The organism is Streptomyces sp. NPDC001941 (genome assembly GCF_040296945.1).
In the GTDB taxonomy this organism is placed as follows: domain Bacteria; phylum Actinomycetota; class Actinomycetes; order Streptomycetales; family Streptomycetaceae; genus Streptomyces.
In genome coordinates this window covers 46,932-71,878 of record NZ_JBEOYE010000021.1, presented here as the reverse complement: position 1 = coordinate 71,878, position 24,947 = coordinate 46,932, and the positions used below count along the sequence as shown (strand labels likewise).

The 24,947-nt window shown below is 74.6% G+C and carries 27 protein-coding genes; 16 read left to right on the top strand and 11 right to left on the bottom strand.

Annotation, left to right across the window (positions count from 1 at the left end; genetic code table 11):
- Positions 1-132: 132 nt before the first annotated feature.
- Both dprE1 and dprE2 read left to right on the top strand, forming a co-directional pair.
- A complete protein-coding gene (gene dprE1 / locus ABT160_RS16925; RefSeq protein ID WP_351648223.1) occupies positions 133-1,494 on the top strand; it encodes a decaprenylphosphoryl-beta-D-ribose oxidase in 1,362 nt (453 codons plus the stop codon).
- Positions 1,495-1,521: 27 nt separating this feature from the next.
- Positions 1,522-2,277 carry a decaprenylphospho-beta-D-erythro-pentofuranosid-2-ulose 2-reductase gene (gene dprE2, locus ABT160_RS16920; RefSeq protein WP_351648274.1) on the top strand — a complete coding sequence of 252 codons (756 nt, stop codon included), beginning with the start codon at positions 1,522-1,524 and terminating at the stop codon, positions 2,275-2,277.
- 55 nt (positions 2,278-2,332) lie between these two features.
- Here dprE2 and ABT160_RS16915 read toward each other — a convergent pair whose 3' ends face one another.
- Positions 2,333-2,923, bottom strand: coding sequence for a 2'-5' RNA ligase family protein (locus tag ABT160_RS16915; RefSeq protein WP_351648221.1), 591 nt, complete (start codon positions 2,921-2,923; stop codon positions 2,333-2,335).
- Between the two features lie 134 nt (positions 2,924-3,057).
- A complete protein-coding gene (trpS, locus tag ABT160_RS16910; protein ID WP_502984239.1) occupies positions 3,058-4,083 on the bottom strand; it encodes a tryptophan--tRNA ligase in 1,026 nt (341 codons plus the stop codon).
- 59 nt (positions 4,084-4,142) lie between these two features.
- On the opposite strand from trpS, the gene ABT160_RS16905 reads away from it, so the two are divergent.
- Together ABT160_RS16905 and ABT160_RS16900 are read left to right on the top strand one after the other, a co-directional pair.
- Positions 4,143-4,757, top strand: coding sequence for an RNA polymerase sigma factor (locus ABT160_RS16905; protein WP_351648219.1), 615 nt, complete (start codon positions 4,143-4,145; stop codon positions 4,755-4,757).
- Positions 4,750-5,547 (top strand): hypothetical protein, encoded by a 798-nt coding sequence (locus tag ABT160_RS16900; protein ID WP_351648218.1) that lies wholly within the window; start codon positions 4,750-4,752, stop codon positions 5,545-5,547. The genes ABT160_RS16905 and ABT160_RS16900 overlap by 8 nt, the downstream gene beginning before the upstream one ends.
- Before the next feature lie 97 nt (positions 5,548-5,644).
- Here the strand turns inward: ABT160_RS16900 and glyA are convergent, their stop codons facing one another.
- Entirely contained in the window at positions 5,645-6,925 is a 1,281-nt protein-coding gene (glyA, locus tag ABT160_RS16895) for a serine hydroxymethyltransferase (protein ID WP_351648217.1), read from the bottom strand.
- Between the two features lie 244 nt (positions 6,926-7,169).
- Here glyA and rocD point away from each other — a divergent pair, with 244 nt between their 5' ends.
- A complete protein-coding gene (rocD, locus tag ABT160_RS16890) occupies positions 7,170-8,369 on the top strand; it encodes an ornithine--oxo-acid transaminase (protein WP_502984244.1) in 1,200 nt (399 codons plus the stop codon).
- 252 nt (positions 8,370-8,621) lie between these two features.
- Complete coding sequence (locus tag ABT160_RS16885; protein ID WP_351648214.1) at positions 8,622-9,305, top strand: polysaccharide deacetylase family protein; 684 nt, start codon at positions 8,622-8,624, stop codon at positions 9,303-9,305.
- 27 nt (positions 9,306-9,332) lie between these two features.
- Here ABT160_RS16885 and ABT160_RS16880 read toward each other — a convergent pair whose 3' ends face one another.
- Together ABT160_RS16880 and ABT160_RS16875 are read right to left on the bottom strand one after the other, a co-directional pair.
- Positions 9,333-10,514, bottom strand: coding sequence for a glutathionylspermidine synthase family protein (locus tag ABT160_RS16880; protein ID WP_351648213.1), 1,182 nt, complete (start codon positions 10,512-10,514; stop codon positions 9,333-9,335).
- Positions 10,515-10,528: 14 nt separating this feature from the next.
- On the bottom strand, positions 10,529-10,804 hold the full coding sequence (locus ABT160_RS16875) for a hypothetical protein (protein ID WP_351648212.1): 276 nt from the start codon (positions 10,802-10,804) through the stop codon (positions 10,529-10,531).
- Positions 10,805-10,935: 131 nt separating this feature from the next.
- Between ABT160_RS16875 and ABT160_RS16870 the strand changes: the two genes are divergently transcribed.
- Positions 10,936-11,757, top strand: coding sequence for a DMT family protein (locus ABT160_RS16870; RefSeq protein ID WP_351648272.1), 822 nt, complete (start codon positions 10,936-10,938; stop codon positions 11,755-11,757).
- Between the two features lie 173 nt (positions 11,758-11,930).
- Here ABT160_RS16870 and ABT160_RS16865 read toward each other — a convergent pair whose 3' ends face one another.
- The 3 genes from ABT160_RS16865 to ABT160_RS16855 all read right to left on the bottom strand — a co-directional run bounded on the left by ABT160_RS16865 (position 11,931) and on the right by ABT160_RS16855 (position 14,704).
- The gene (locus ABT160_RS16865) at positions 11,931-12,830 is read right to left on the bottom strand and encodes a hypothetical protein (RefSeq protein WP_351648211.1); all 900 of its coding nucleotides are present in this window, start codon (positions 12,828-12,830) and stop codon (positions 11,931-11,933) included.
- The gene (locus ABT160_RS16860) at positions 12,827-13,834 is read right to left on the bottom strand and encodes an SPFH domain-containing protein (RefSeq protein ID WP_351648209.1); all 1,008 of its coding nucleotides are present in this window, start codon (positions 13,832-13,834) and stop codon (positions 12,827-12,829) included. The genes ABT160_RS16865 and ABT160_RS16860 overlap by 4 nt, the downstream gene beginning before the upstream one ends.
- Before the next feature lie 96 nt (positions 13,835-13,930).
- Positions 13,931-14,704 carry a polysaccharide deacetylase family protein gene (locus ABT160_RS16855; protein WP_502984243.1) on the bottom strand — a complete coding sequence of 258 codons (774 nt, stop codon included), beginning with the start codon at positions 14,702-14,704 and terminating at the stop codon, positions 13,931-13,933.
- 300 nt (positions 14,705-15,004) lie between these two features.
- On the opposite strand from ABT160_RS16855, the gene ABT160_RS16850 reads away from it, so the two are divergent.
- From ABT160_RS16850 to ABT160_RS16835, 4 genes are all read left to right on the top strand, one after another.
- On the top strand, positions 15,005-15,703 hold the full coding sequence (locus ABT160_RS16850; RefSeq protein ID WP_351648206.1) for a response regulator: 699 nt from the start codon (positions 15,005-15,007) through the stop codon (positions 15,701-15,703).
- The gene (locus tag ABT160_RS16845) at positions 15,700-17,268 is read left to right on the top strand and encodes an ATP-binding protein (RefSeq protein WP_502984238.1); all 1,569 of its coding nucleotides are present in this window, start codon (positions 15,700-15,702) and stop codon (positions 17,266-17,268) included. Before ABT160_RS16850 ends, ABT160_RS16845 begins: the two co-directional genes overlap by 4 nt.
- A complete protein-coding gene (locus tag ABT160_RS16840) occupies positions 17,265-17,867 on the top strand; it encodes a hypothetical protein (protein ID WP_351648205.1) in 603 nt (200 codons plus the stop codon). Before ABT160_RS16845 ends, ABT160_RS16840 begins: the two co-directional genes overlap by 4 nt.
- A 90-nt stretch (positions 17,868-17,957) precedes the next feature.
- Entirely contained in the window at positions 17,958-18,443 is a 486-nt protein-coding gene (locus tag ABT160_RS16835; protein WP_351648204.1) for a MarR family winged helix-turn-helix transcriptional regulator, read from the top strand.
- 31 nt (positions 18,444-18,474) lie between these two features.
- Here the strand turns inward: ABT160_RS16835 and ABT160_RS16830 are convergent, their stop codons facing one another.
- Positions 18,475-18,981 (bottom strand): hypothetical protein, encoded by a 507-nt coding sequence (locus tag ABT160_RS16830; protein ID WP_351648202.1) that lies wholly within the window; start codon positions 18,979-18,981, stop codon positions 18,475-18,477.
- A 120-nt stretch (positions 18,982-19,101) separates the two neighbouring features.
- Between ABT160_RS16830 and ABT160_RS16825 the strand changes: the two genes are divergently transcribed.
- On the top strand, positions 19,102-19,911 hold the full coding sequence (locus ABT160_RS16825) for a maleylpyruvate isomerase family mycothiol-dependent enzyme (RefSeq protein WP_351648201.1): 810 nt from the start codon (positions 19,102-19,104) through the stop codon (positions 19,909-19,911).
- Between the two features lie 28 nt (positions 19,912-19,939).
- Here the strand turns inward: ABT160_RS16825 and ABT160_RS16820 are convergent, their stop codons facing one another.
- The gene (locus tag ABT160_RS16820) at positions 19,940-20,563 is read right to left on the bottom strand and encodes a TetR family transcriptional regulator (RefSeq protein WP_351648200.1); all 624 of its coding nucleotides are present in this window, start codon (positions 20,561-20,563) and stop codon (positions 19,940-19,942) included.
- A 180-nt stretch (positions 20,564-20,743) separates the two neighbouring features.
- On the opposite strand from ABT160_RS16820, the gene ABT160_RS16815 reads away from it, so the two are divergent.
- Complete coding sequence (locus tag ABT160_RS16815; RefSeq protein ID WP_351648198.1) at positions 20,744-20,905, top strand: hypothetical protein; 162 nt, start codon at positions 20,744-20,746, stop codon at positions 20,903-20,905.
- 35 nt (positions 20,906-20,940) lie between these two features.
- Positions 20,941-21,243 (top strand): DUF4190 domain-containing protein, encoded by a 303-nt coding sequence (locus tag ABT160_RS16810; RefSeq protein WP_351648196.1) that lies wholly within the window; start codon positions 20,941-20,943, stop codon positions 21,241-21,243.
- Between the two features lie 40 nt (positions 21,244-21,283).
- Here the strand turns inward: ABT160_RS16810 and ABT160_RS16805 are convergent, their stop codons facing one another.
- Positions 21,284-22,021 carry a class I SAM-dependent methyltransferase gene (locus ABT160_RS16805; protein WP_351648194.1) on the bottom strand — a complete coding sequence of 246 codons (738 nt, stop codon included), beginning with the start codon at positions 22,019-22,021 and terminating at the stop codon, positions 21,284-21,286.
- 194 nt (positions 22,022-22,215) lie between these two features.
- On the opposite strand from ABT160_RS16805, the gene ABT160_RS16800 reads away from it, so the two are divergent.
- Complete coding sequence (locus ABT160_RS16800; RefSeq protein ID WP_351648192.1) at positions 22,216-22,800, top strand: RAD23 family protein; 585 nt, start codon at positions 22,216-22,218, stop codon at positions 22,798-22,800.
- Positions 22,801-22,890: 90 nt separating this feature from the next.
- A complete protein-coding gene (locus tag ABT160_RS16795) occupies positions 22,891-24,855 on the top strand; it encodes a M13 family metallopeptidase (RefSeq protein ID WP_351648190.1) in 1,965 nt (654 codons plus the stop codon).
- Positions 24,856-24,947 lie beyond the last annotated feature (92 nt).

The window sequence follows — 24,947 nt, the reverse complement described above, 5'->3', positions numbered from 1 at the left end:
TGCAGGGGCGACTCTCGCTCGGCGGACGGCCCGGGGACGGGCAATCTTTGATGACACTCCTTTAATCACCCATTTCGGCGAGTCATCGACAGAACCGACAATTGCCACAAGCGGAGCGCTACGGTCGCGGGTATGGCTGCCGACACCCACCACGACACCGCCGCGGTCACCGGCTGGGGACGCACCGCCCCGACCGTCGCCCGCGTCCTGCGCCCGCGCACCTACGACGAGGCGGCGGACGCCGTCCGCACCGTCGGCGCGCGCGGCGGCATCGCGCGCGGCCTCGGCCGGGCCTACGGGGACGCCGCGCAGAACGCGGGCGGCGCGGTGCTCGACATGACCGGCCTCGACCGGGTGCGCTCCATCGACGCCGAGAACGGCACCGCGGTCTGCGACGCGGGCGTCAGCCTGCACCGGCTGATGGAGGTGCTGCTCCCCCTCGGCTGGTTCGTGCCGGTCACCCCGGGCACCCGGTACGTGACGGTGGGCGGCGCGATCGGGGCCGACATCCACGGCAAGAACCACCACGTCAGCGGGTCCTTCTCGCGCCACGTGCGGTCCCTGGAGCTGCTCACCGCCGACGGGGAGGTGCGCACCGTGCTGCCCGGCACCGACCTCTTCGACGCCACCGCCGGGGGCATGGGCCTGACCGGCGTCATCCTCTCCGTCACCCTCTCCCTGCACCCGGTCGAGACCTCCCTGATGTCCGTCGACACCGAGCGCGCCACCGACCTCGACGACCTGATGGCCCGGCTCACCGCCACCGACCACCGCTACCGCTACTCGGTCGCCTGGATCGACCTGCTCGCCCGCGGCGCCGCCACCGGCCGCGCCGTCCTCACCCGCGGCGAGCACGCGCCGCACGACGCGCTGCCCGCCCGGGCCCGGCGCGCACCGCTCAGGTTCCGGCCCGGACAGCTGCCCTCCGCACCGGAGTTCGTGCCCGGCGGGCTGCTCGGGCGCACCACGGTCGGCCTCTTCAACGAGCTCTGGTACCGCAGGGCGCCCCGGCGGCGCACCGGCGAGCTGCAGAAGATCTCCACCTTCTTCCACCCGCTGGACGGCGTCCCGCACTGGAACCGGATCTACGGGCGGCACGGCTTCGTCCAGTACCAGTTCGTCGTCGGCCACGGCCAGGAGGAGACCCTGCGCCGGGTGGTGCGCCGCATCTCCCGGCGCGGCTGCCCCTCCTTCCTCGCCGTGCTCAAGCGCTTCGGCGAGGGCGACCCCGGCTGGCTGTCCTTCCCGGTGCCCGGCTGGACCCTCGCCCTGGACATCCCGGCGGCCCTGTCCGGCCTGGGCACGTTCCTCGACGAGCTGGACGAGGAGGTCGCCGCGGCGGGCGGCCGGGTCTACCTCGCCAAGGACTCCCGGGTGCGGCCCGAGGTGCTGCGCGCGATGTACCCGAAGCTGCCCGCCTTCCGCGCCCTGCGCGCCGAGCTGGACCCGCGCGGGGTGTTCACCTCCGACCTGTCCCGCCGGCTCGCCCTCTAGCAGCCCTTCCCCTCCCAGGAGATGACCTTGAAGGACGCCTTCGGCACCCCCCAGTCCCTACTCGTCCTCGGCGGCACCTCCGAGATCGGGCTCGCCACCGCGCGCCGCCTGGTCGCCCGCCGCACCCGCACCGTCTTCCTCGCCGGGCGCCCCTCCCCCGCCCTGGACGAGGCCGCCGCCTCGCTGCGCGGGCTGGGCGCGGACGTGCGCACGGTCGCCTTCGACGCGCTGGCGCCCGACACCCACGAGGAGGTGCTCGGCAAGGTCTTCGCGGAGGGGGACGTGGACATGGTCCTGGTCGCCTTCGGCGTGCTGGGCGACCAGGCCACCGACGAGGCCGAGCCCCTCGCCGCCGTGCGCGTCGCCCAGACGAACTACACCGGCGCGCTCTCCGCGGGCCTGGTCTGCGCGCGCTCCCTGCAGGCCCAGGGGCACGGCTCGCTGGTGGTGCTCTCCTCGGTCGCCGGGGAGCGGGCCCGCCGCGCCAACTTCATCTACGGCTCGTCCAAGGCCGGGCTCGACGCCTTCGCCCAGGGCCTGGGCGACGCGCTGCACGGCACCGGCGTGCACGTGATGGTGGTCAGGCCCGGTTTCGTACGGACGAAGATGACCGCCGGGATGGCGGAGGCGCCCCTGGCGACCACCCCCGAGGCGGTGGCCACGGCGATCGAGGCGGGGCTGCGGCGGCGCGCGGAGACGGTGTGGGTGCCGGGGACGCTGCGGGTGGTGATGTCGGCGCTGCGGCACGTGCCGCGACCGCTGTTCCGGCGGCTGCCGGTCTGAGCCCGGGCCGCGGGCGCGGTTGCTCGCGGGGCCACGGGCGGGGTTGCTCGCGGGGTTACGAGGCGGTGGCCGCCGGCTCGTCCACCGGGGAGCCCTGCGCGGGGACGCCGGTGACCGGGACGCCGCCGCCGAAGTCGTACACGTGCAGCTTGCGCCACACGCCGTCCGCGCCCTGCTCGTAGAGCGCGAAGGAGTCGCAGGTCCAGGCCGCCTCGAAGTCGGCCAGCTCCGCGTACGCCCGGTCCATCGCCTCCTCGGCGATCCCGTGCGCCACGGTCACGTGCGGGTGGTACGGGAACTGCAGCTCGCGCACCAGCGGCCCGGACGCGTCCCGCACCTCGGCCTGGAGCCGGGTGCACTCCGGGGCGCCCTCGACGATCTGCACGAAGACCACCGGGGACAGCGGCCGGAAGGTGCCGGTGCCCGCGAGGTGCATCGGGAAGGGCCGCACCCGGGAGGCGACCCCGGCCAGGTGCGCCTCGATCTCCGGCAGGTCCGCCGGGGCGACCTCGGTCGGCGGCAGCAGGGTGACGTGCGTGGGGATGCCGTGCGCGGCGGGATCACCGAAGCCCGCGCGCCGCTCCTGGAGCAGGCTGCCGTAGGGCTCCGGGACCGCGATCGAAACGCCGAGCGTTACGGTCCCCACGTCGTTCTCCTCCGTCGTGTGTGTGGTGCGTGCAGCCGCCAGTCTGGCGGCTGCACCTCCGTTGTGGCCAGGGTCCTTGGAGTGGGCACGCGATGGGCGTCCCGGGTACCCGGGGCTCCGCCGCCGCCCCCGGGTCAGTGCTTGGCGGGCAGGAAGCCGACCCTCTCGTACGTGCGCGCCAGGGTCTCGCCGGCCACCGCGCGGGCCTTCTCGGCGCCCTTGGCCAGGATCGCGTCCAGCGTCTCCGGGTCGTCCAGGTACTGCTGGGTGCGGTCCCTGAAGGGGGTGACGAAGTCGACCATGACCTCGGCGAGGTCGGTCTTCAGCGCCCCGTACATCTTGCCCTCGTAGCTCTTCTCCAGCTCCGGGACGCCGGTGCCGGTGAGCGTGGACATGATCGTGAGCAAGTTGCTGACGCCCGGCTTGCCCTCGGGGTCGAAGCGGATCACCGTGTCGGTATCGGTGACGGCGCTCTTGACCTTCTTCGCCGTGGTCTTCGGGTCGTCGAGCAGGTTGACCAGGCCCTTGGGGTTGGCCGCCGACTTGCTCATCTTGCTCGACGGGTCCTGCAGGTCGAAGATCTTCGCCGTCTCCTTGAGGATGTACGGCTTCGGCACGGTGAAGGTCTGCCCGTAGCGGCCGTTGAAGCGCTCGGCCAGGTCCCGGGTCAGCTCGATGTGCTGGCGCTGGTCCTCGCCCACCGGCACCTCGTGGGCCTGGTAGAGCAGGATGTCGGCGACCTGCAGGATCGGGTACGTGAACAGCCCGACCGTGGCGCGGTCGGCGCCCTGCTTGGCGGACTTGTCCTTGAACTGGGTCATCCGGGAGGCCTCGCCGAAGCCGGTGAGGCAGTTCATCACCCAGCCGAGCTGCGCGTGCTCGGGGACGTGGCTCTGGACGAACAGCGTGCAGCGCTCGGGGTCCAGGCCCGCCGCGAGCAGCTGGGCGGCGGCCAGGCGGGTGTTGGCCCGCAGCTCCGCCGGGTCCTGCGGGACGGTGATCGCGTGCAGGTCGACGACCATGTAGAAGGCGTCGTGGGACTCCTGCAGAGCCACCCACTGGCGCACGGCGCCGAGGTAGTTGCCGAGGTGGAACGAGCCCGCGGTGGGCTGGATTCCGGAAAGCACGCGGGGGCTGTCAGCAGAGGCCATGTTCCTCATTCTCTCAGGTGCCGCGGACACGGCGGGAACCGATCCGGGGGCTGCGGTGTATCAAGGGCGTGAGGACGCGGGAGGGGGGCCGCATCGTCGTCGACGAGGGCTCGGTGATCGCCCGGGTGCGCGCCGGGGAGCCGGAGGCGTACGCGGAACTGGTCCGCGCCCACACGGGCGTGGCCCTCCGGGCGGCCGTGGCGTTCGGCGCGGGGGCGGACGCGGAGGACGTGGTGCAGCAGGCGTTCTTCAAGGCGTACCGCTCGCTGGGGGCGTTCCGGGAGGGCGAGTCCTTCCGGCCGTGGCTGCTGCGGATCGTCGTGAATGAGACGAGGAACACAGTGCGTTCGGCGGCCCGGCGGCGCACCCTCGCCGGGCGCGAGGCGGAGCTGCGGGGCTCCTCGGCGGAGCCGTTGATACCGGAGTCGGCCGACCCGGCGGTGGCCGCCGAGCAGCGGGAGCGGAGCCGGGAGCTGGCCCGGGCCCTGGACGGACTGAGCGAGGAGCAGCGCCGGGTCGTCACCTGCCGCTACCTCCTGGAGATGGACGAGGCGGAGACCGCGCGGGTCCTCGGCTGGCCCCGGGGCACGGTGAAGTCCCGGCTGAGCCGGGCACTGCGGAAGCTGGGCAAGCTGCTGCCCGCGCCCGCGCTGACCACGGAAGGGGGTGAGGAGCATGGGTGAGGACGAGGAGCTGACCCCGCTGGAGCGGCACGTCGCGCGGGAACTGCGGGAGCTGGGGCGCGGGCTGCGCACGCCGGAGGTGGACGGCGCGGACATGGCGGCGCGGGTGCTCGGCCGGATCGCGGACGAGGGCGCCCCGGTGCCGGTGGCCGCGGCGCCGGGGCGGGCGGCGCGGGCGCTGGGCCGGCTGCTGCGGCGGCGCCGGGCGCTGGCCGCCTCGCTGTCGGGGGTCCTGGTGGTGGTCGCGCTCACTCCCCCGGTGCGGGCGGCCGTCGCGGACTGGCTGGGCCTGGGCGGGGTGGCCGTGCGGTACGACCCGTCGGCGCCGTCCCCGGAGTTGGCGGCGGTGCCGGGGTGCGCGCCGTCGATGGGGCTGGCGGACGCGGCGCGGCTGGCCGGGTTCGCGCCCCGGGTGCCGGTGGCGCTGGGCGAGCCGGACGCGGTGGCGGTGGTGCGGGCGGGCGCGGGGCGGACGGTGGTGAGCCTGTGCTGGGGCCGGGGCGCGGGGACGGTGCGGCTCGACGAGTTCTCGGCGGAGCTGGACGGGGTGTTCGGCAAGACGGTGCGGGTGGCGCCGGAGTGGGTGGAGCTGGGGCGGGGGCGGCAGGCGTACTGGTTCGCGGCGCCGCACGAGCTGGTGCTGCCGCTGCGCGAGGGCGGCGGCACGTGGGACTGGCCGTCGCGCACGGCGGGGCCGACGCTGCTGTGGACGCGGGACGCGCTGACGTTCCGGCTGGAGGGCGAGGGTGCGCGGGCGGCGGCGGTGGAGGTCGCGCGATCGGTGCCGTGAGGGCGGCGGACGGGCCGGTCGGGTCGGCCCGCACGCGCCGAGGAACCCCGTCAGGAGCTCCTCGGCACGCGAGGGGCCGTCAGGCCCTCCGGGTCCGTCAGGCCGGGTCGCCCAGCGGGAGGCCCGGGGCGGGGTGGGCGGCCATCAGGTCGGCGACCTCGGCGCGGATCTTCAGCAGGGCCTCCTCGTCGCCGGTGCGGCTCGCGGCGACGCCCCGGTCGATCCAGTCGGCGACGGTGGCCATGTGCTCGGTGCGCAGGCCGCGGGAGGTGAGCGAGGGGGTGCCGATGCGGACGCCGGAGGGGTCGAAGGGCTTGCGGGTGTCGTAGGGGACGGTGTTGTGGTTCACGACGATCCCGGCCCGGTCCAGGGCCTTGGCGGCGGTCTTGCCCGGGACGTCCTTGGGGGTGAGGTCCATCAGGACCAGGTGGTTGTCGGTACCGCCGGAGACCAGGTCGAAGCCGCGGGCGAGCAGTTCCGCGGCGAGGGCCTTGGCGTTGGCGACGACCGAGGCGGCGTAGTCGCGGAAGGAGGGCAGGGCGGCCTCGCGCAGGGCGACGGCGATGCCCGCGGTGGTCTGGTTGTGCGGGCCGCCCTGGAGGCCGGGGAAGACCGCCTTGTCGATGGCCTTGGCGTGCGCCTCGGTGCACATCAGCATCGCGCCGCGCGGGCCGCGCAGGGTCTTGTGGGTGGTCGTGGAGACCACGTCGACGTGCGGGACCGGCGAGGGGTGGGCGCCGCCCGCGATCAGGCCGGCGATGTGGGCGACGTCGGCGACGAGGACCGCGCCGCACTCCCGGGCGATCTCGGCGAAGGCCGCGAAGTCGATGGTGCGGGGCAGTGCGGTGCCGCCGCAGAAGATGACCTTCGGGCGCTCCTTGAGGGCCAGTGCGCGGACCTCGTCGAAGTCGATCAGGCCGGTGTCGCGGCGCACGCCGTACTGGACGCCGCGGAACCACTTGCCGGTGGCGGAGACGCCCCAGCCGTGGGTGAGGTGGCCGCCCATGGGCAGGGCCATGCCCATCACGGTGTCGCCGGGCTCGGCGAAGGCCAGGTAGACGGCGAGGTTGGCCGGGGAGCCGGAGTAGGGCTGGACGTTGGCGTGGTCGACGCCGAACAGCGCCTTGGCGCGGGCGACGGCGAGTGCCTCGACCTGGTCGATGTTCTGCTGGCCCTCGTAGTAGCGGCGCCCGGGGTAGCCCTCGCTGTACTTGTTCTGCAGGACCGTGCCGGAGGCCTCCAGGACGGCGGCGGAGACGTAGTTCTCGCTGGGGATCAGGCGCAGGGTGTCGGCCTGCAGGCGCTCCTCGGCGTCGACGAGCGCGGCCAGTTCGGGGTCGGTGGCGCTGAGGGCGGGGTGGCGCGGGGGAAGGGTCATGGCGTCCTCCGGGACGTTCCGTACGGGATGGGTCCCGGGGTCCCCAGGCGGGCGGCACCCTCGTAGCGGTCGGTCCGCGCGCGGCTCCCCCGGGGTTCGTTCCCCGTACGCCAGTCGCCGCGCGTGGGCCAAGACTAGCTGGCGCGTCGGAACGCGGGTTTCTTCGTCCGCATCGCGAGCGACGATAGAAAGGGGCGCCACCCTCGCCCCACGCCGCAGGACGAACGGAGAACCCGTGTCGATCATGCAAGACGCCATCGCCTCCGCCGAGGCGCACAGCGCGCACAACTACCACCCGCTGCCCGTGGTCGTCGCCACGGCGGAGGGCGCCTGGATGACCGATGTCGAGGGCCGCCGGTACCTCGACATGCTCGCCGGGTACTCGGCGCTCAACTTCGGTCATGGGAACCGGCGGTTGATCGAGGCCGCCAAGGCACAGCTGGAACGGGTGACGCTCACCTCGCGGGCGTTCCACCACGACCGGTTCGCCGACTTCTGCACCCAGCTCGCCGAGCTGTGCGGCAAGGAGATGGTGCTGCCGATGAACACCGGGGCGGAGGCGGTGGAGACCGCCGTGAAGACCGCCCGCAAGTGGGGCTACCGGGTGAAGGGGGTGCCGGACGGACGGGCGCGGATCGTCGTCGCGGGCGACAACTTCCACGGCCGGACGACCACGATCGTCAGCTTCTCCACGGACCCCGAGGCGCGGGAGGACTACGGGCCCTACACCCCGGGCTTCGACGTCGTGCCGTACGGGGACCTGGCCGCGCTGGAGGCCGCGCTCACCGACGACACCGTCGCCGTGCTGCTCGAACCGATCCAGGGCGAGGCGGGGGTGCTGGTGCCGCCGCCCGGCTACCTGGCGGGGGTGCGCGAGCTGACCCGCGCGCGGAACGTGCTCTTCATGGCGGACGAGATCCAGTCGGGCCTGGGCCGCACCGGGAAGACGTTCGCGTGCGAGCACGAGGGCGTGGTGCCCGACGTGTACGTGCTGGGCAAGGCGCTGGGCGGCGGTGTGGTGCCGGTGTCGGCGGTGGTGGCGGGCGCGGACGTGCTGGGGGTGTTCAAGCCGGGTGAGCACGGGTCGACGTTCGGCGGGAACCCGCTGGCGTGCGCGGTGGCCCTGGAGGTGATCGCGATGCTGCGCACCGGGGAGTACCAGCAGCGCGCCGCCGAGCTCGGCGACCACCTGCACCACGAACTGGGCCTGCTGGTGGGCGGCGGGAGCGTGGCGCGGGTGCGCGGGCGCGGGCTGTGGGCGGGCGTGGACGTCGAGCCCGACCGAGGCACCGGCCGGGAGGTCTCGCAGCGGCTGATGGAGCGCGGCGTCCTGGTGAAGGACACCCACGGCTCCACGATCCGGCTCGCCCCGCCGCTGGTGATCAGCAAGGAGGACCTGGACTGGGGCCTGGACCAGCTGAGGGCGGTGCTGTCCGGAGAGTGAACACGTCGGGGGCCGGGTTCTGGCTTCGGGGCCGGGCCCGGCACCCGGGGCACCCCGGTCGCCGGACGCGGCCACGGCTTCGGTCTGCGGCCCGGTCGCGGACCCCGGCCCCGGACCCCGGCCCCGGTCGCCGGACGCGGGCCGGACGCGGGTCGGACGGCCAGGTGTCCCGGCCCTGGCCCCCAGCCCCCGGAAAACCCGCTCAAGTACGGGTATTGACGCGGGAGTTGGTCTGGACCAATGATGCGGCGCATGCCGAGACCCCGCATGCGCCGCGCCCTGCGCGCCGCGCTCGCCGCCCTCGTCCCGCTCGCGTTCCTGGCGGGCCCCGCCCGGGCCGCCGACCGCGGCTGGCCCGAGCCCGTCCCGGTCGTCTCCCACGTGGAGACGGCCGACCCGGTCGTCTTCATCACCATCGACGACGGCTGGACCCACGACCCGGCCGCCGCGAAGCTGCTGCTCGACCGACGGGTGCCCGCGTCGCTGTTCGTGCTGCCGGGCGCCTACTCCTACGACCCGCAGTACTTCCGTACGCTCCTGGACCACGGCCCGTCCCGGCTGGAGAACCACACGGTCGACCACCCGGACCTGGCCACGCTCCCCGCCGACGCCCAGCGCGCCCAGGCGTGCGGGGCGCGCGAGAGCCAGCTGAACACCTTCGGCTTCGAGCCCCGGCTGCTGCGCCCGCCGTACGGGACGTACGACGAGGACACCCGGACGGTGGCCCGGGCCTGCGGGGCGAAGGCGCTGGTCACCTGGACGTACGACTTCACCACCTGGGGCGGCTGGACGCCCCCGACCCCGCGGCTGCAGCGCGGCGACATCATCCTGCTGCACTTCAACGACACCCTGGCGGCCGACCTCGCCCGGGCGCTCGCGGCGGCCGACGCGGCGGGGCTGCGGCCGGCGCCGCTGCGGGACTACGTCAGGGAGTGAAGGAACCGGGAGCGAGGCGGCGGCGGTTCAGAGGATCACGTGGGGCAGGAACCGGGCGTACTCGTCCGTGATCAGCCCCGCCGACTCCCGGATGCCGAGCCCCGCCGCCTCGTCCTCGACGACCCAGGCGCCGAGCACCACCCGGTTGCCGTCGAAGTCCGGCAGCGGGGCCAGCTCCTGGTAGCAGCAGGGCTCGTCGCGCGGGACGGGCGCGGCGCCCGGCTCGTGGACGGTGACGCCCGCGCCCTCGCGGCCGAGCAGCGGCTTGGCGACGTACCCGCCGGCCGTGGCGAGCTCGCGGGGGCCGTCGAGGTAGGAGGGCAGCAGGTTGGGGTGGCCGGGGTTGAGCTCCCAGAGGACCGCCAGCAGCGCCTTGTTGGACAGCAGCATCTTCCAGGCGGGCTCGATCCAGCAGGTGGTGCCGGTGGAGCCGCCGTTGTCCAGGGTGTCCAGGACGTGCGGGCCGAACGGGTCGGTGGCCAGCCACTCCCAGGGGTAGAGCTTGAAGCAGCTGCGGATGAAGCGCAGCCGCTCGTCCACGAACCGCCCCGAGAGCCGGTCCCAGCCGATCCGCTCCACCGAGAGCGCCTCGGTGGCGAGCCCGGCCTGCTCGGCGGTCTCGCGCAGGTAAGCGACCGTCATCAGGTCCTCGCCGAGCTCGTCGCCCTCGGAGTGGGCGAAGTGCAGCGGGCCCGGCGGCAGCAGCGGGGCCTGCCGCCGCCACGCCTCGACCAGCCGCTCGTGCAGCGAGTTCCACTGGTCGGCGCCCGGGAAGCGCTCCTCCATCCAGAACCACTGCGGGCTGGCCGCCTCGACCAGTGAGGTGGGGGTGTCGGCGTTGTACTCCAGCATCTTCGCCGGTCCGGTGCCGTCGTAGCGCAGGTCGAACCGGCCGTAGAGGCTGGGGAGTTCGGCGCGCCGCCGCCAGGACTCGGCGACCAGGTCGCGCAGCCGGGGGTCGGTGATGCCGAGGTCGGCGAAGCGGTCGTGCTCGACGATGTGCGCGGCGGCGGCCAGGCTCAGGGCGTGCAGCTCCTCGACGGTCTCCTCCAGCGCCTCGACCTCGGGCAGCGTGAAGGAGTAGTAGGCGCTCTCGTCCCAGTAGGGGCGCAGCGAGCCGTCGGGGTGGCGGGTCAGCGGGTAGACCAGGCCCTGCTCCTCGACGGTCCGCTGCCAGCCGGGGCGGGGTTCGATGGTGTGGCGTCGCACGGGGGGGGCGGGGCTCAGCCGCCGGAGGAGCCGGAGCAGCCGAAGCCGCCGCGGTCCACGGCGCTCTTGTCGAAGCTGCCGCCGGACGCCTTGCCCTTGCTGACGCTGCCGCCGTAGTAGTACCGGCCGGTGCCGCCCGAGCCGCCGCTCTTGCACTCGTAGCTGGGGAGCGTCTCCTGGGTCAACGGGTCCACGCACCGCTTGTCGGGCTCCGAGCCGCAGGACGTGATCGTCGCCGCGAGGACGCCCATGCCGCCGAGCACGACCGTGCTCGACCTGAGCCTGCGCATGTCCGGGTCCCTCCCGTCGCTTTCCGGCCATCTCGCGACCGGCCGAACGCACACACTAGAGGGCGGGGCCACGCGCCCGTAAGGCCGGTCCACGAAGCCTCCCCAACTAGAGTCGCTATGTGCTCATTGGGATGATCTGCGCGCTCGGTTCGGCGGTCTGCTTCGGTACGGCGTCGGTGCTGCAGGCCGCGGCGGCCCGCGCCACGGCCCCCGGCTCCGGCTCCGGGGTGGACGCGGCGCTGCTGCTGCGCGCGGTGCGGCAGTGGCGGTACGTGGCCGGGCTCGGGCTGGACGGCCTGGGCTTCGTGCTCCAGGTGGTGGCCCTGCGCTCGCTGCCCATCTACGCGGTCGGCGCGGCCCTGGCGGCGAGCCTCGCGGTGACGGCCGTGGTGGCGTCGCGGCTGCTCGGGGTGCGGCTGACCGGCCGGGAGTGGGCGGCCGTCGCGGTGGTCTGCGGGGGCCTGGCGATGCTGGGCCTGGCGTCCGGCGCGGAGGGCTCGGGCTCCGGTCCCGGCGCGCTGCCCTGGGCGCTGCTGGGCGCGGCGCTCGGGGTGCTGGCCGTCGGGCTGGCCGGCGGCCGGCTGCCCGACCGGCCCCGGGCGCTGGTCCTGGGGCTCGGCGCCGGGTGCGGCTTCGGGGTGGTGGAGGTGGCGGTCCGGCTGATCGACCGGGTGGACCTGTCGAACCCGGCCCTGTGGGCGCTCCTGCTGGGCGGCGCGTCGGCGTTCCTGCTGCTGACGTCCGCGCTGCAGAAGGGGGCGGTGACCACGGCGACCGCCGGGATGGTGGTCGGCGAGACGGTGGGTCCGGCCCTGGTCGGGGTGGTGTGGCTGGGCGACCGGACCCGGGAGGGGCTCGGCTGGCTCGCGGTGCTGGGCTTCGCGGTGGCGGTGGCGGGCGCGCTCTTCCTGTCCCGGTTCGGCGAGGCGCCGGAGGCGGAAGTGGTCGACTAGGGCGTGTTGCGAAAGTAGCGCCGTCCGCCCGGAGGGCGGGCCCCGCGGCGTCTGGTGCGTGCGCTCGCAAGGCGGAGGGTCATCCTCGTACTGGGCGTACTTGGGTGATCCCGACAACGCAGCGAGCGTGCGTGCCAGGCGTCGCGGGGCAGGCGGGACTTTCGCAACACGCCCTAGTCCAGCAGGCGCAGCGTCGTGGCGGAGATCCCCAGGCGCACGGTCTGGCCCCAGGTCAGTTCCAGGGCGTCGCCCTCCATGCCGTCGCCGAACGCGACCAGCCGGTCCGACTCGACGGTCAGCCGCAGCCGGGCGCCCGCGCGCAGGTCACCGGCGACCAGCGAGGTGCCGGTCGCGGGCGAGGGCCAGGCCTCGCGCACGAACCAGACCAGCCGCGACTCGGCCGGGGCGGGCAGGTCGGGGGCGCCGCCGCGCTCCTGCCACACCGAGCGCAGCCAGCCGGTGGCGCCGGTGCCGGTGCCGACCAGGACGCCGGACGAGGCCTGGGCCTCGCCCCGCGCGGCGTCGTCGTCGGGGCCGAGGTGGTAGCGGGCCGTCTGGTGGCCGGGGGAGCCGAGGTAGATCTCGTTGAGGGCGAGCAGCCGCTGGGTGTCGTCGGCGACGGCCTCGACCATGGTCAGTTCGTCCACGGCCGGCGCCGCCGAGGCCGCCGCGCGCAGCAGCCGGGCCGCGTCCCCCGCGCGGTGGCGGACCAGCACGCCCGGGTTGCGCCCGGGGTCGGCGTCGACGCCCAGGACGGGCTGCCCCGCGAGGTACTTGGCGGTGTTGGCCACCAGGCCGTCCTGGCCGACCACGACCACCACGTCCTCGGGGGCGAAGAGGAAGCGGTCGAGGTCGGCGCGCTCGACGCGGGTGCGGCGCCAGGTGAGCGGCACCGCCGCGGCGACGTCGGCGAGGGCGCGCCGGGCGCGGTGGTGGCGGGCGGCCACCTCGTCGATGGAGCGGCCGCGGGTGGAGAGGAAGAAGGCGGCCTGGCCGTGGGTGCCGTGCCGGACGAGCAGTTCCTCGTACTCGGTGGTGCGGTGCACCAGGACCGCGCGGGGGGCCAGGCTCACCGCTGGTCGCCGCCCCGGCCGAGCCGCTGGAGCAGCCCGGTGAGGACGTCCGGGGTGAGGGTGAGGCTCTCGACGCGCGGGAGGTTCTCGGCGAGCCGGGTGGCGGCGAGGGCGTGCAGGGTGGCCGGGTCGGCCTCGGCGTGCACCCGCAGCCAGGCGGCCTGGGCCGCGGCCCGCGCCTCGCCGACCGCGCGCGCGGCGTCGGCCTCGGCCCGGGCGAGGCGGACCTTGCGGGCGGCCTCGGCCCCGGCCCGTACCGCGTCGGCGGCGGCGTTCTCCTCGGCCTCGCGCCGGGCGTTGGCGCCCTGCTGCTCGACCAACTGCTCCTCGCGGCGCGCCAGTTCGATCCGGCTGGCCAGCTCGTTCTCGGCGATGGCGCGCTCGCGTTCGACGGCGACGGCGCGGCGCTCGTAGGTGGCCCGGTCGGCCTCCTGCTGGATCTGTTCGCGGGCCGGGGTGCGCAGGGCGCGCTCCACCTCGGGCTCGGGGCGCAGCGCGACGACGCGCACGGCGACGACCTCCAGGCCGGTCGCGGCCAGCCGGGGTTCGGTGGCCAGGCCCTGGGCGATCCGCTCGCGCACGGCGGCGACGCCGTCGACCAGGGCGGCCGACAGCGCGGTGCGCGCCAGCACGTCCAGGGCGTGCTGCTGGGCGGTCTCGGTGAGCAGCGTGGAGATCTGCTCCAGCGGGGTGCCGCGCCAGGCGCCGGTGTCGGGGTCCACGGAGAAGTCCAGCCGGGCGGCGGCCACGGCGGGGTCGCTGATCCGGTAGGTGACGGTGGCCTGCACGGTCACGTCCTGGAAGTCGGAGGTGCGGGCGTGGAAGCCGACCGCGAGCTCCCGGTCGTCCACCGGCACCTCGGAGAGCGCCGCGGTGAGCGGGCGGAACCAGAAGCTGAGTCCCGCGCCGTCGTGGACGAGTTCGCCCCGCCGGTGGTGGCGCACATGGGCGGTGGGCGCGGAGCGCAGATGGCGCCAGCCGAGGCGCCGGGTGATGTCGGCCATGGGAAGAGCCCCCTTTTCGTCAGTACGACGATAGGGGGCTCTCCTGGTTATCGTCAAGAGGACGAAATGGGGCGACGCGGCGGGCGGAGCCGTGGATCACGCCTCGGGGAAGGAGAAGGCGTACCCCTGCTCCTTGAACCAGGGGATCAGCCGCTCCAGGGCCGCCAGTGACTGCTCGCGACTGCCGCCGCCGTCGTGCAGCAGGACGGTCGGACCCTTGGCCAGCTGCTCCTTGACGTTCGACACGATCTTGTCCACGCCCGGCCGCTCGAAGTCCTTCGGGTCCACGTTCCAGCCGAGCGGACGCATCCCCGCCTCCGCCGCGATCTTCCGGCTCTCCGGGGTGAAGGCGCCGCCGGGCGCGCGGTAGTAGCGCACCGGCGCACCGCCCGAGGCGTCCTCGATCAGCCGCTTGGCCTCCAGGATCTCCTTCTCCTGGTACGCGACGGGCTTGCGGTCCATGGAGACGTCGTGGCTCATCGAGTGGTCGCACAGCCGGTGCCCGTCCGCGACCACCCGCTTGACCAGCTCCGGGTTCCGCTGGGCGTTGGGGCCGACCATGCAGAAGGTCGCCTTGACGCCGTTCGCCTTCAGCAGCGCCAGGAACTTCGGGGTCCAGCGCGGGTCGGGACCGTCGTCGAGGGTCAGGTTCACCGCCTTGCCGCCGGACTCGGCCTTCCGGGATATCGACGTCTCGACCTTCTTCGCCATCTGTGCCGAGGCGTTCTTCCCTGCGGGTTCCTCCGCCCGCCCGTCCGGCAGCACGAGCAGCAGCGCGCCGACCACCGCGGCCATGGCGATCCCCGCCACCAGCGCCTCCCAGCGCATGCCCCGTACCGAGCGGCCGGTCCCGCCGTCCCCGCGGACCATCGCCCGCAGCCTCGCCCGGAACCTCGCCACGTCCGTTCCGTACCCCATGCGGCATCCCTCTCCCTGTGTCACCTCCGCACCGTTTCCTCCCGGTGCGCACCACCGAAGCAACCACGTCAGGGACCCGGCGCCGAGGGTCGTCATCGATCCGTCACGGAACGGGGAAGGGCCGGTCACGCGACTCGCGCACGCTGGTCGACGGCGGGCTCCGCGTAGGCTTCAGCAGAACGTCCTGCCGTCCATATCCGTCTATGTCGCCCGGGTGGTCAGCCCGCCGGGCCGGAGGAACCGCGCACCGCCATGACACGAGTACTGCTCATCGAGGACGACCCGGCCGTGCAGAAGGGCGTCACCCTCGCGCTGCGCCGGCGCGGCCACGAGGTGGAGACGGCGGGCAGCGGCGAGACCGGCCTGCTCGCCCTCGACCGCTTCCACCCCGACCTGGTGCTGCTCGACCTGATGCTCCCCGGCATGAGCGGCCTGGAGGTCTGCCGCCGGATCCGCGAGCGCCAGCAGATCCCGATCATCATCCTGTCCGCGCGCGGCGACGACATCGACATGGTCGTCGGCCTGGAGGCCGGCGCCGACGACTACGTCGTCAAGCCCGCCAGCGGCGAGGTCCTGGAGGCCCGCATGCGCGCCGTGCTCCGCCGCCTCGTCCCGCCCGCCCCCGACGACGCCGGCCCCCGGCCCCCCGCCCGCGAGTCCCACGGCGCGCTCACCGTCGACCGGGTCGCCCTCCGGGTCGAGAAGGACGGTACGGAACTGGTCCTCGCCCCCTCCGAGCTGAAGCTGCTGCTCTTCCTCAGCTCCGCGCCCGGCCAGGTCTTCAGCCGACAGCAGCTCCTCGAACAGGTCTGGGAGCACAGCTACTACGGCGACGCCCGGCTGGTCGACGCGTGCGTGATGCGGCTGCGCGGAAAGATCGAGGACGACCCGCGCCACCCCGCGTACGTCCAGACGGTGCGCGGCTTCGGCTACCGGTTCGGGCCCCTGTGACGGGCCGGGACCCCGTCGGAACGGTCCCCGCCGGTCAGGATCCCGCCGGTCCCGGCCCGGACCGTCCGGCCCCCCGGCACCGCCGCGCCGCGCAGGACACCCGCACCGCCGAGCGGCCCCGCCGCCCGAGGCTGCCCGGCGGACTGCGGGCCCGCCTGGTCGTCGCCTTCCTGGTCGTCTCCGCGATCAGCGCCCTGCTCACCGCCGCCGTCACCTTCCGCCAGGCCCGCGCCGCCATCCTGGACCGCGCCCAGGACACCGCCGTGCACGACCTGCGCGCCCAGGTGCAGTCCCTCGCCCCCGACATCCCCTTCCCGCCCGGCGAACAGGACCTGCGCAACCTCGCCCTCCAGCTGGAGCGGGCCGGCAGCTCGCGCGGCTGGCGCACCGCAGCCGCCTACCGCGACGGGCCCCTCGTCTCCGCGGGCATCGCCCCCGACGTCCCCGACGCCCTGAGTGCCGCCGCCCGCGAGAAGGACGGCACGGTCCTGCAGCGCACCGACGTCCAGGGCGAGCCGCGGCTCGTCCTCGGCGTCCCCCTGGCGTTCGGCGACGCCCAGGGCAACCCGGCCGGGGACTCCGGACTCACCGCCTACGCCGACTTCTCCCTCGCCAACGAGAAGGCCGACATCGCCGCCCTGGTCACCGCCGCGCAGACGGGGGCGATCCCGGCCCTGGCCTTCGCGCTGGTGCCCGCGCTGTTCGCCGCCCAGCGCGTGCTGCGCCCGGTGCGCAAGCTGCGCGCCGCCGCCGAACAGGTCAGCGGCGGCGCCCTCGACACCCGCCTCGACGTCAAGGGCCACGACGAACTGGCCGACCTGGGACGGACGTTCAACACCATGGCCGGAGCCCTGCAGGAGGACGACGCGGAACTGCGCCGCCTGGAGGCCAACGCCCGGCGGTTCGCCGCCGACGTCTCCCACGAACTGCGCACCCCGCTCGCCGCCATGACCGCCGTCACCGAAGTCCTCGACGAGGACGCCGGATCGGGCCGGCTGGAGCCCGAGACCGCCGACGCCGTACGGTTGATCAGCGACGAGACCCGCAAGCTCGCCCGCATGGTCGAGGACCTGATGGAGATCTCCCGCTTCGACGCCGGGGCCGCCGCCCTGCACACCGACGAGGTCGACCTCGCCGAGGCCGTCCGCAAGACCCTCCAGCTGCGCGCCTGGCAGGACCGGGTCGACGCCGACGTCCCCCCGGGACTGCGGGCCGTCGTCGACCCGCGCCGCGTCGACGTCGTCCTCGCCAACCTCGTCGGCAACGCCCTGCGCCACGGCGGCACCCCGGTGCGCGTCACCGCCCGCACCGAGGGCGAGGACCTGGTCGTCGAGGTGCGCGACAGCGGCCCCGGCATCCCCGACGACGTCCTGCCGCACGTCTTCGACCGCTTCTACAAGGCCGACGCCGCCCGCAAGCGCTCCGAGGGCAGCGGCCTGGGCCTGGCCATCGCCCAGGAGAACGCCCGGCTGCACGGCGGGAGCCTGACGGCCGCCAACGCACCCGGCGGCGGCGCGGTGTTCACCGTACGACTGCCCCAGGAACGCCCCGAGGAGACGGCGTGAACCGATCCACCCTCCGATCCACGGCCCGGCCCGGGCCCCGGCCCCGCCGGTACGTCCCCGCCGTCGCCCTGCTGCTCGCCCTCACCGGCTGCGGCGTCTCCACCACCGGCCCCCTGCGCGTCGGACCGGCCGCCGCCGGGGCCCACTCGCCGGGCGCCGACAGCTACGCCGCTGCCCTGTACTTCTTCTCCCCGTACGGCCTCTGGCGCGTCCTGCGCCCCTCCGACGCCCCGGTCGGACCCCAGGCGGCCATCGACCTGCTCCTGGAGGGGCCGGACCGCGAGGAGCGCGAGCGCGGCCTGATCTCGCTGGTCCCCCCGATGAAGGGCCAGGTCAACGCGGTGCCAAGCCGGGGGGCGGTGGACATCTCGCTGCCCGTGAGGATCGCCCAGCTGGAGAACGTCGCGGTCAGCCAGCTCGCCTGTACGGCGGCCAACGCGGCCGGCATCCCCGGCGGCAAGTCCCCCACCGAGGTGCTCGTGCGCTTCCAGGAGCCCGGGGAGGCGGGAACCTGGGACGTGCGGTGCGACGGCGGCGGCAACGCCTACCCGGTGGGCACCCGCCCGGACGCGGCGAAGCCGAGCCCCTCGGGCGGCTGAGGGGGTACGCGGCTGATCGGGCACGCGACCGCGCGGGTACGGGGCGGACGGCCGCCGGGCCGCGCCCGGCACCCCGATAGGGTCGTGATCATGGAACACGCACCCGTCGCCACCGACCAGGCGCCCGCCGATCCGGCCGCCGCCGACGACGCGCTCGCCACGCAGCCGATCGGCTACTGGAGCGGGCTCGTCCACGAGGCCGTCACCCGCCACCTGCGCGACTCCCTCGCCCGTCGGGACGTGACCCAGCCGCAGTACTGGGTGCTCAACCGCCTGCACGGCGACCCCGGGACGCCGTCGCGCGAGGACGTGGTCGCCCAGCTGACCCCGCTCGCCGACGGTCCGCACGACATGGCCCGTGTCGTCGACCAACTGCTGTACCGGGGCTGGCTGGCGCAGGACGGCGAAGGACGGCTGTCCCTCACCGACGCGGGCGAGCGCGCCCGGGCCGGGCTGCGCGCCCACATGACGGACCTGCGGGCCGTCGTCCACGAGGGCGTCGGAGACGAGGAGTACGCGGCCGCGCTGAAGGTGCTGCGCAGGATGGTCGCGAACGTGGAGGCGGCGACGGCGTGAGGCGCGCGGCCCCCGGGACCCGGTGGCCGGCTCAGTCCCGCAGGGCCGTGCCGCAGCGGCCGCAGTAGCGGGCGTCTCGGTCGCCGGACAGCCGGCCGCACTCCGGACACACCCGGTCGAGCAGGCACGCCGGCTCACCGCCCTCCGCGCCCCCGATGGAGAGCGCCGGACGGCGGCGGTGCACGGTCAGGTGGACCAGCCCCCCGGGCCCCGCGTGCACCGCGCGCCGCGCGCCCGCCGGCATCCAGACGACCCGGCCCGGCTCCAGCTCCAGGCGCACGTCGTCCAGCGCGAGGCTCCCGGTGCCCTCGCACACGTACAGCAGGACGTCCAGGAGCGGCTCGACGTGCGCGTCGATCGCCGAACCGGCGGCGAGCCTGATGACGTTGGAGTCCAGCTGACGCTCCTCGGGGGAGAGGCGCCACAGCGCGCCTTGCCCTCCTCCGGCGGCCCCGGCGAGGAGCTCGGCGACCCGCGCGGTCGTGGGGGGCGGGGGGACGGGAGCGCCGGGCGTGGCCGAGGGGGGAACGGGGAGCATGGCGCCATCATCCCGCATCCCGGGGGCGGTTGCGGACACGACGGGGGCGGTGCGGGAGCCGCCCGGGACCGCCCGCCGGGTGACCCACCGCCGCGCCGCGTCCCGTGCGACAGTGGCCCCATGGACTACGTCGACCGGTTCGTCCGCGAGGTCCGGGCCTTCGAGGCCGCCGCACGCCGGGTCGGGAACGCCCCGGACGTGCCCCTGGTGCCGTCCTGCCCCGGCTGGACGGTGAACGACCTGGTGCTCCACCTCGGCCAGGTCCACCGCTTCGTCATCCGCGTGGTCGAGGACCGGCTGACCGGGGCCGCCGACACCTCCACCCCCGCCTTCCTCCGGCTCCCCGACGACGTGGCGGGCTGGCCGCACCCGGACGACGCCCCGAACCACGGGCCGATGCCCGCGGGCCTGATCGACTGGTTCTCCGACGGGGCGGCCCGCCTCGCGGAGCTGCTGCGCACCCGGGACCCGGCCGAGGAGGTGTGGTCGTGGGCGCCGGACCGGACGGTGGGGTTCTGGCGGCGCATCCAGTCCGTGGAGGCCGCCGTGCACCGCTGGGACGCGCAGGACGTGGTGGGCCGACCAGAGCCCCTGGACGCGGAGTTCGCGGCGGACGTCGTCACGCACACCTTCACCGTGATGGCGCCGTTCCGGCGCGCGCGGGCCGGGGCGCCACCGGGGGCGGGGGAGCGGTTCGGGTTCCGCAGGACCGACGGCGACGGGGCCTGGGCGGTGTCCTTCGACGGCGATCGCGTACGACTGGAGGAGGGGGCGGGCGACCGGGAACTGGCCGCCTGTGAAGTGGAGTTCGCCGGTTCCGCGTCCGATCTCGCGCTCTTCCTCTGGCGCCGGGTCCCCGTCGAGCGGGTGCTCGCGCGGGGCGGCGCGAAGGAGGCCGAGCGGTACTTCGCCCTGGTGCCCCCGGTGTGAGGGCGGGCCGGGCGGCCGCCGCCGGACGTCAGTCCAGCCAGTGGCGGCTGCCCAGGGTCACCAGGCGCATCCTGCGCCGCGCGGTCCCTGCCGCCCGCTCCAGCGCGTCCGGGTCCCGCGCGGCGTCCAGGAACGCGGAGGCGGTCATCACCATGTGGTCCACGTGCAGCCCGGCCAGCATCAGCAGGTCCTGCCGGGTCCAGCCCGCGACCTCGCTCTGACCGGTCAGCTCGTCGGCGACCTCCTCCGCGAACCGCTCCAGCTGGTCCGCGATCGCCTCGCGGACGGGCTGCACCCCGCCGTGCCGCTCGCGCGCGATGAAGCGGACGTGCGCCGGGAAGTCCCGTACCAGCTCGGCGATCAGGTCGACCGCGCCCGCGATCCGGCGCTCGCTGTCCCCGGTGGCCGCGAGCGTCGTGCGCAGCGTGCCGTGGAGGCTGCCCAACGCCTCCTCGACCAGGGCCACGCCCAGGTCGGCGGTGTCGCGGAAGTGCCGGTAGAACGCGGTGGGCGCGATGCCGACGGCACGGGTCACCTCGCGCAGGCCCAGGCTGCTCAGGCTCTGCTCCTCCAGCAGCAACAGGGCCGCGTCGAGCAGGGATTGGCGCGTCTTCCGCTTCTGGGCGCTACGGATTCCGGCGGTGTGACTCATGCCATTCAGTAAACAGTCGTTCTCCAGAACGTTCCACCCCTGTGACCGTTTAGACTCATGAGTCAGTGAACACTTGTTACCTGAAGGGTTCGCCGCCGGGCGATCCGCAGCACAAGAGCCCGTACCGCAGCACAAGAGTCCGTACCGCAGAGTTCGTTCCTTCGTGAGGGAGGTATCCCGATGCTCTTCATCGTCGCCGCCCTGCTCGTCCTGGGCATGGTCCTCGGAGCCGTGGCCCACGTCCCGGTCCCCGTCAGCCTCGCCGCCACCGCGCTGATCGGCGCCTGGCTCGTCGTCTTCGCCGCGCGCGAACGGCTGGCGCGCAGGCGGCAGCAGCACTGACCCGTCCGACCACGGACCCGAGGAGTAGTCCTGCCATGGAACTCACCGCGCTCATCACCCGCACCCCCCGCACCACCGCCGCTCCCGACGGCGTCCGCAGGCCCACCCGCGACGCCGACGGCATGGCCGTCGCCGCGTTCGTGCTCGGCCTGGTCGGGCTGCTCGTCATGAACGTCCTGCTCGGCCCGGTCGCGATCGGCCTCGCGCTGCTCGCCCTGCGCCGGGGCACCGCACGCCGCGGCCGCGCCCTGCTCGGGCTCGGCCTGGGCGTCGCCGACCTCGTCGTCCTCGCGGTCCTGGTCACCGCCGACCAGACCTGGTCGTGGAGCATCGGCTGACCGGGCCGGGGGTTCTGCCGGGGGCTTCGACCAGGGGGGTTCAGCCGCGCCGCGCCACCACCAGCCGCCAGCGCGGGCTGCCGTCCTCGCGCCGCCCGAACTCCTCCAGCGACAGCAGCTCCACCCCGAACCCGGCCCGCGCCAGGTCCTCGCGCACCGGGCCCAGCGGGAACGTGCGGTAGTACATGACGAACGGCGGACGCCACACGGCGTTGCGCACCCGCATCACCGCGTCGAACCCGAGCAGCGCCCAGTACGGCTTCGACCGCACCCGGGGCGGCGCCCCGACGGGGAACGCGAACACCCCGCCCGGCCGCAGCGCCCGGTGCACGCCCGAGAACAGCGCGGGCCGCTCCGACGGCAGGAAGTGGCCGAACGCCCCGAAGCTCACCGCCAGGTCGAACTCCCCGTCGAAGCCCAGCCGCCGCACGTCCTCGCGCACCCACCGCACGGTGGGAGCACCCGCGCCCGCGCCGGTACGCGGCAGTGAGCGCCGCGCCGCGTCGAGCATGCCCTCGCTGAAGTCGACACCGGTCACGCCGTCACGGCACAGCTCCCGCAGCATCGCGGTGCCCGCCCCCGTGCCGCAGCACACGTCGAGCCCGTCCCCGAACGGGCCGAGCCCGCGCAGCGCGCCCCCGACCGCCTCGACGAACGGCTCGGGGGTACGGAACGGGGTGCGGTCGAACTTCGGGGCGAGCAGGTCGTAGCCGCGCTCCACGGAGGAGAGCGCCTGCACCGTCAGTTCCCGGAACGTGGGGCCGTCACTGGTGAACACGGGTCCACCCTAGGCGGTGACCACCCTTGCCCCGGCGAACGCGCACCCGACGGAACCCCGCGCCCGCCCCGCCCGTCCAACCCCCGGCGGCACGGTCACTCGCTCCCCACGGGCCACGACCGGCACCAACCCGCCGACGCAGCACGGTTCATGGGGCGCCGACGGCCGGCGGCCCCGCAGGATGGGAGGCGCACATGAGGAGGAAGGCGTACGGGACGGCTTCGGCCCTGCTCCTTACGCTGGCGGTGTCGGTCACGGGCTGCTCCGGCACCGGCGGCACCGCGTCCGGCCGGACCGGGTCCGACAGCCCGTCCGCCACCGCGACGGGGAGCCCGAGCGGCGCCCCGGCCACCCCGTCCACGGCCGCGCCCACCGCCCCGCCCAGCACGTCCCCCAGCACCTCGGCCACGGCGGGCCCCACCGCGCCGCCGCCCACCGGGCCCGGCGACAGCCGCCAGGTCCTGGTCACCCTCACCGAGCGCGGCGGCTTCGCCGGGCGGAACGACTCCGTCGTGGTCTACGGCGACGGCCGCTACCTGCGCTCCAGCCCCCGCACCAGGCACCGGCCCGGCCGGATGTCCGACGACGGCCTCGCCCGGCTCCGCGCGAGCCTCGCCCGCCTGGACTTCTCCCGGCTGCCCGGCCGCCCCACCGGACCGCCCGTCGCCGACGGGCTGACCCGGGTCCTCGTCCACGACGGGCACACGGCCGTGGACGACGGCACCGCCACCCCGCCGGAGCTCGCGGCGGTGTACGCGGCGTTGCCGCCGCTCACCTGACGGTGGCCGCGCAGGCGCCGTCCAGCGCCGGTTTCACGCCCCGGGCGTAACCCCGTGCTGGACCGCCCTTACCTCACATAGGCTGCGGGAATGAGCATTCTGGACGACGCCCGCCCGGGCATGAACCCCGACATCCGGCCGCAGGACGACCTGTTCGGCCACGTCAACGGAGTCTGGCTGGACACCGAGGAGATCCCCGAGGACCGCTCCAGCTGGGGCCCCTTCGTACAGCTCGCCGACACCGCCGAGGAGCAGGTCAAGGCGATCATCCAGGACCTGGCGGCCGGGGCCGCCGGGGAGGCCGGCGGCGAGGACGCCCGCAAGATCGCGGCGCTCTACGCCTCCTTCATGGACGAGGACGCCATCGAGGCGCGCGGCCTGGAGCCGCTGCGCCCGCTGCTCGACGAGGTCGCCGGCCTCGCCGACGTGCGCGAGCTGGCCGGGTTCCTCGGGCGCTTCGAGCGCCTGGGCGGCTCCGGACTGTTCGGCACGTACATCGACTCGGACGACAAGAACTCCGACCGCTACCTGTTCAACGTCCTCCAGGGCGGGCTCGGGCTCCCCGACGAGTCGTACTACCGCGACGAGAAGTTCGCCGAGACCCGCGAGAAGTACGAGGCGTACCTCGTCGAACTGTTCACGCTCGCCGGGCACGCCGACGCGGCGGGCGCCGCGCGCACCGTCGTCGGCCTGGAGACCCGCCTCGCCGCCGGTCACTGGGAGCGCGCCGAGACCCGCGACGTGCAGAAGACGTACAACCTGACCTCGCTGGACGCGCTGACCGAGCTGGCACCCGCCTTCGACTGGCGGGCCTACGCGGCCGGGCTCGGCGGCTCGGACGCGACCATCGCCGAGACCTGCGTGCGCCAGCCCTCCTACCTCGCGCACCTGTCCGAGGTCCTCACCGAGGTGCCCATCGAGCAGTGGCGCGACTGGGCGGCCTCCCGGGTGCTGCGCTCCAGCGCGCCGTACCTGCCGGGCGCGTTCGTCCGCAACAACTTCGACTTCTACGGCCGCACCCTCAACGGCACCCCGGAGCTGCGCGCCCGCTGGAAGCGCGGCGTGGCGTTCGTCGAGGGCGCGATGGGCGAGGCGGTCGGCAAGGAGTACGTGGCGCGCCACTTCCCGCCGACCTCCAAGGCGATGATGGACGAGCTGGTCGCCAACCTCCTGGAGGCGTACCGCCGTTCGATCGCGGACCTGGACTGGATGACCGACGAGACGAAGGAGCGGGCGTACGAGAAGCTCGCCACCTTCCGTCCGAAGATCGGCTACCCGGACGAGTTCCGCGACTACTCCGCGCTCCGGGTGGACGGCGGCGACCTGCTCGCCCACGCGCACGCGGCGGCGGCCTTCGAGTCGGACCGCCAGCTCGCCAAGATCGGCGGTCCGGTGGACCGCGACGAGTGGTTCATGCTCCCGCAGACCGTGAACGCGTACTACAACCCCGGCACCAACGAGATCTGCTTCCCCGCGGGCATCCTGCAGAAGCCGTTCTTCTCGCCGGACGCGGACCCGGCGGAGAACTACGGCGGCATCGGCTCGGTCATCGGCCACGAGATCGGCCACGGCTTCGACGACCAGGGCGCGCAGTACGACGGCGCGGGCAACCTCAACGACTGGTGGACGGCGGCCGACAAGAGCGCCTTCGAGACCAAGTCGAAGGCCCTGGTCAAGCAGTACGACGGCTTCTCGCCGCGGGCGCTGCCCGGCGAGTTCGTCAACGGCTCGCTGACCGTCGGCGAGAACATCGGCGACCTGGGCGGCCTCACCATCGGCCACAAGGCCTACAAGATCGCCATGGAGGAGGCCCCGGCGGCGGAGGCCGCCGACGGCACCACCGGCTCCCAGCGGGTCTTCCTCAACTGGGCCTACTGCTGGCGCACCAAGCGCCGCAAGGAGCAGGAGCGCCAGTACCTGACGATCGACCCGCACTCGCCGCCGGAGTTCCGCGCGAACATCGTGCGCAACCTAGACGAGTTCCACGACGCGTTCGCCACCACGGCGGGCGACGGCCTCTGGCTTGACCCGGCGGACCGCGTCCGCATCTGGTGACCCGTGGCGGGCCGAGGGGCCCCGGAGCACTCTCCGGGCCCCTCGGCCCGCGCCCTTTCACGGGCCCAGCAGGGTACGGGTCAGGGGGCGTG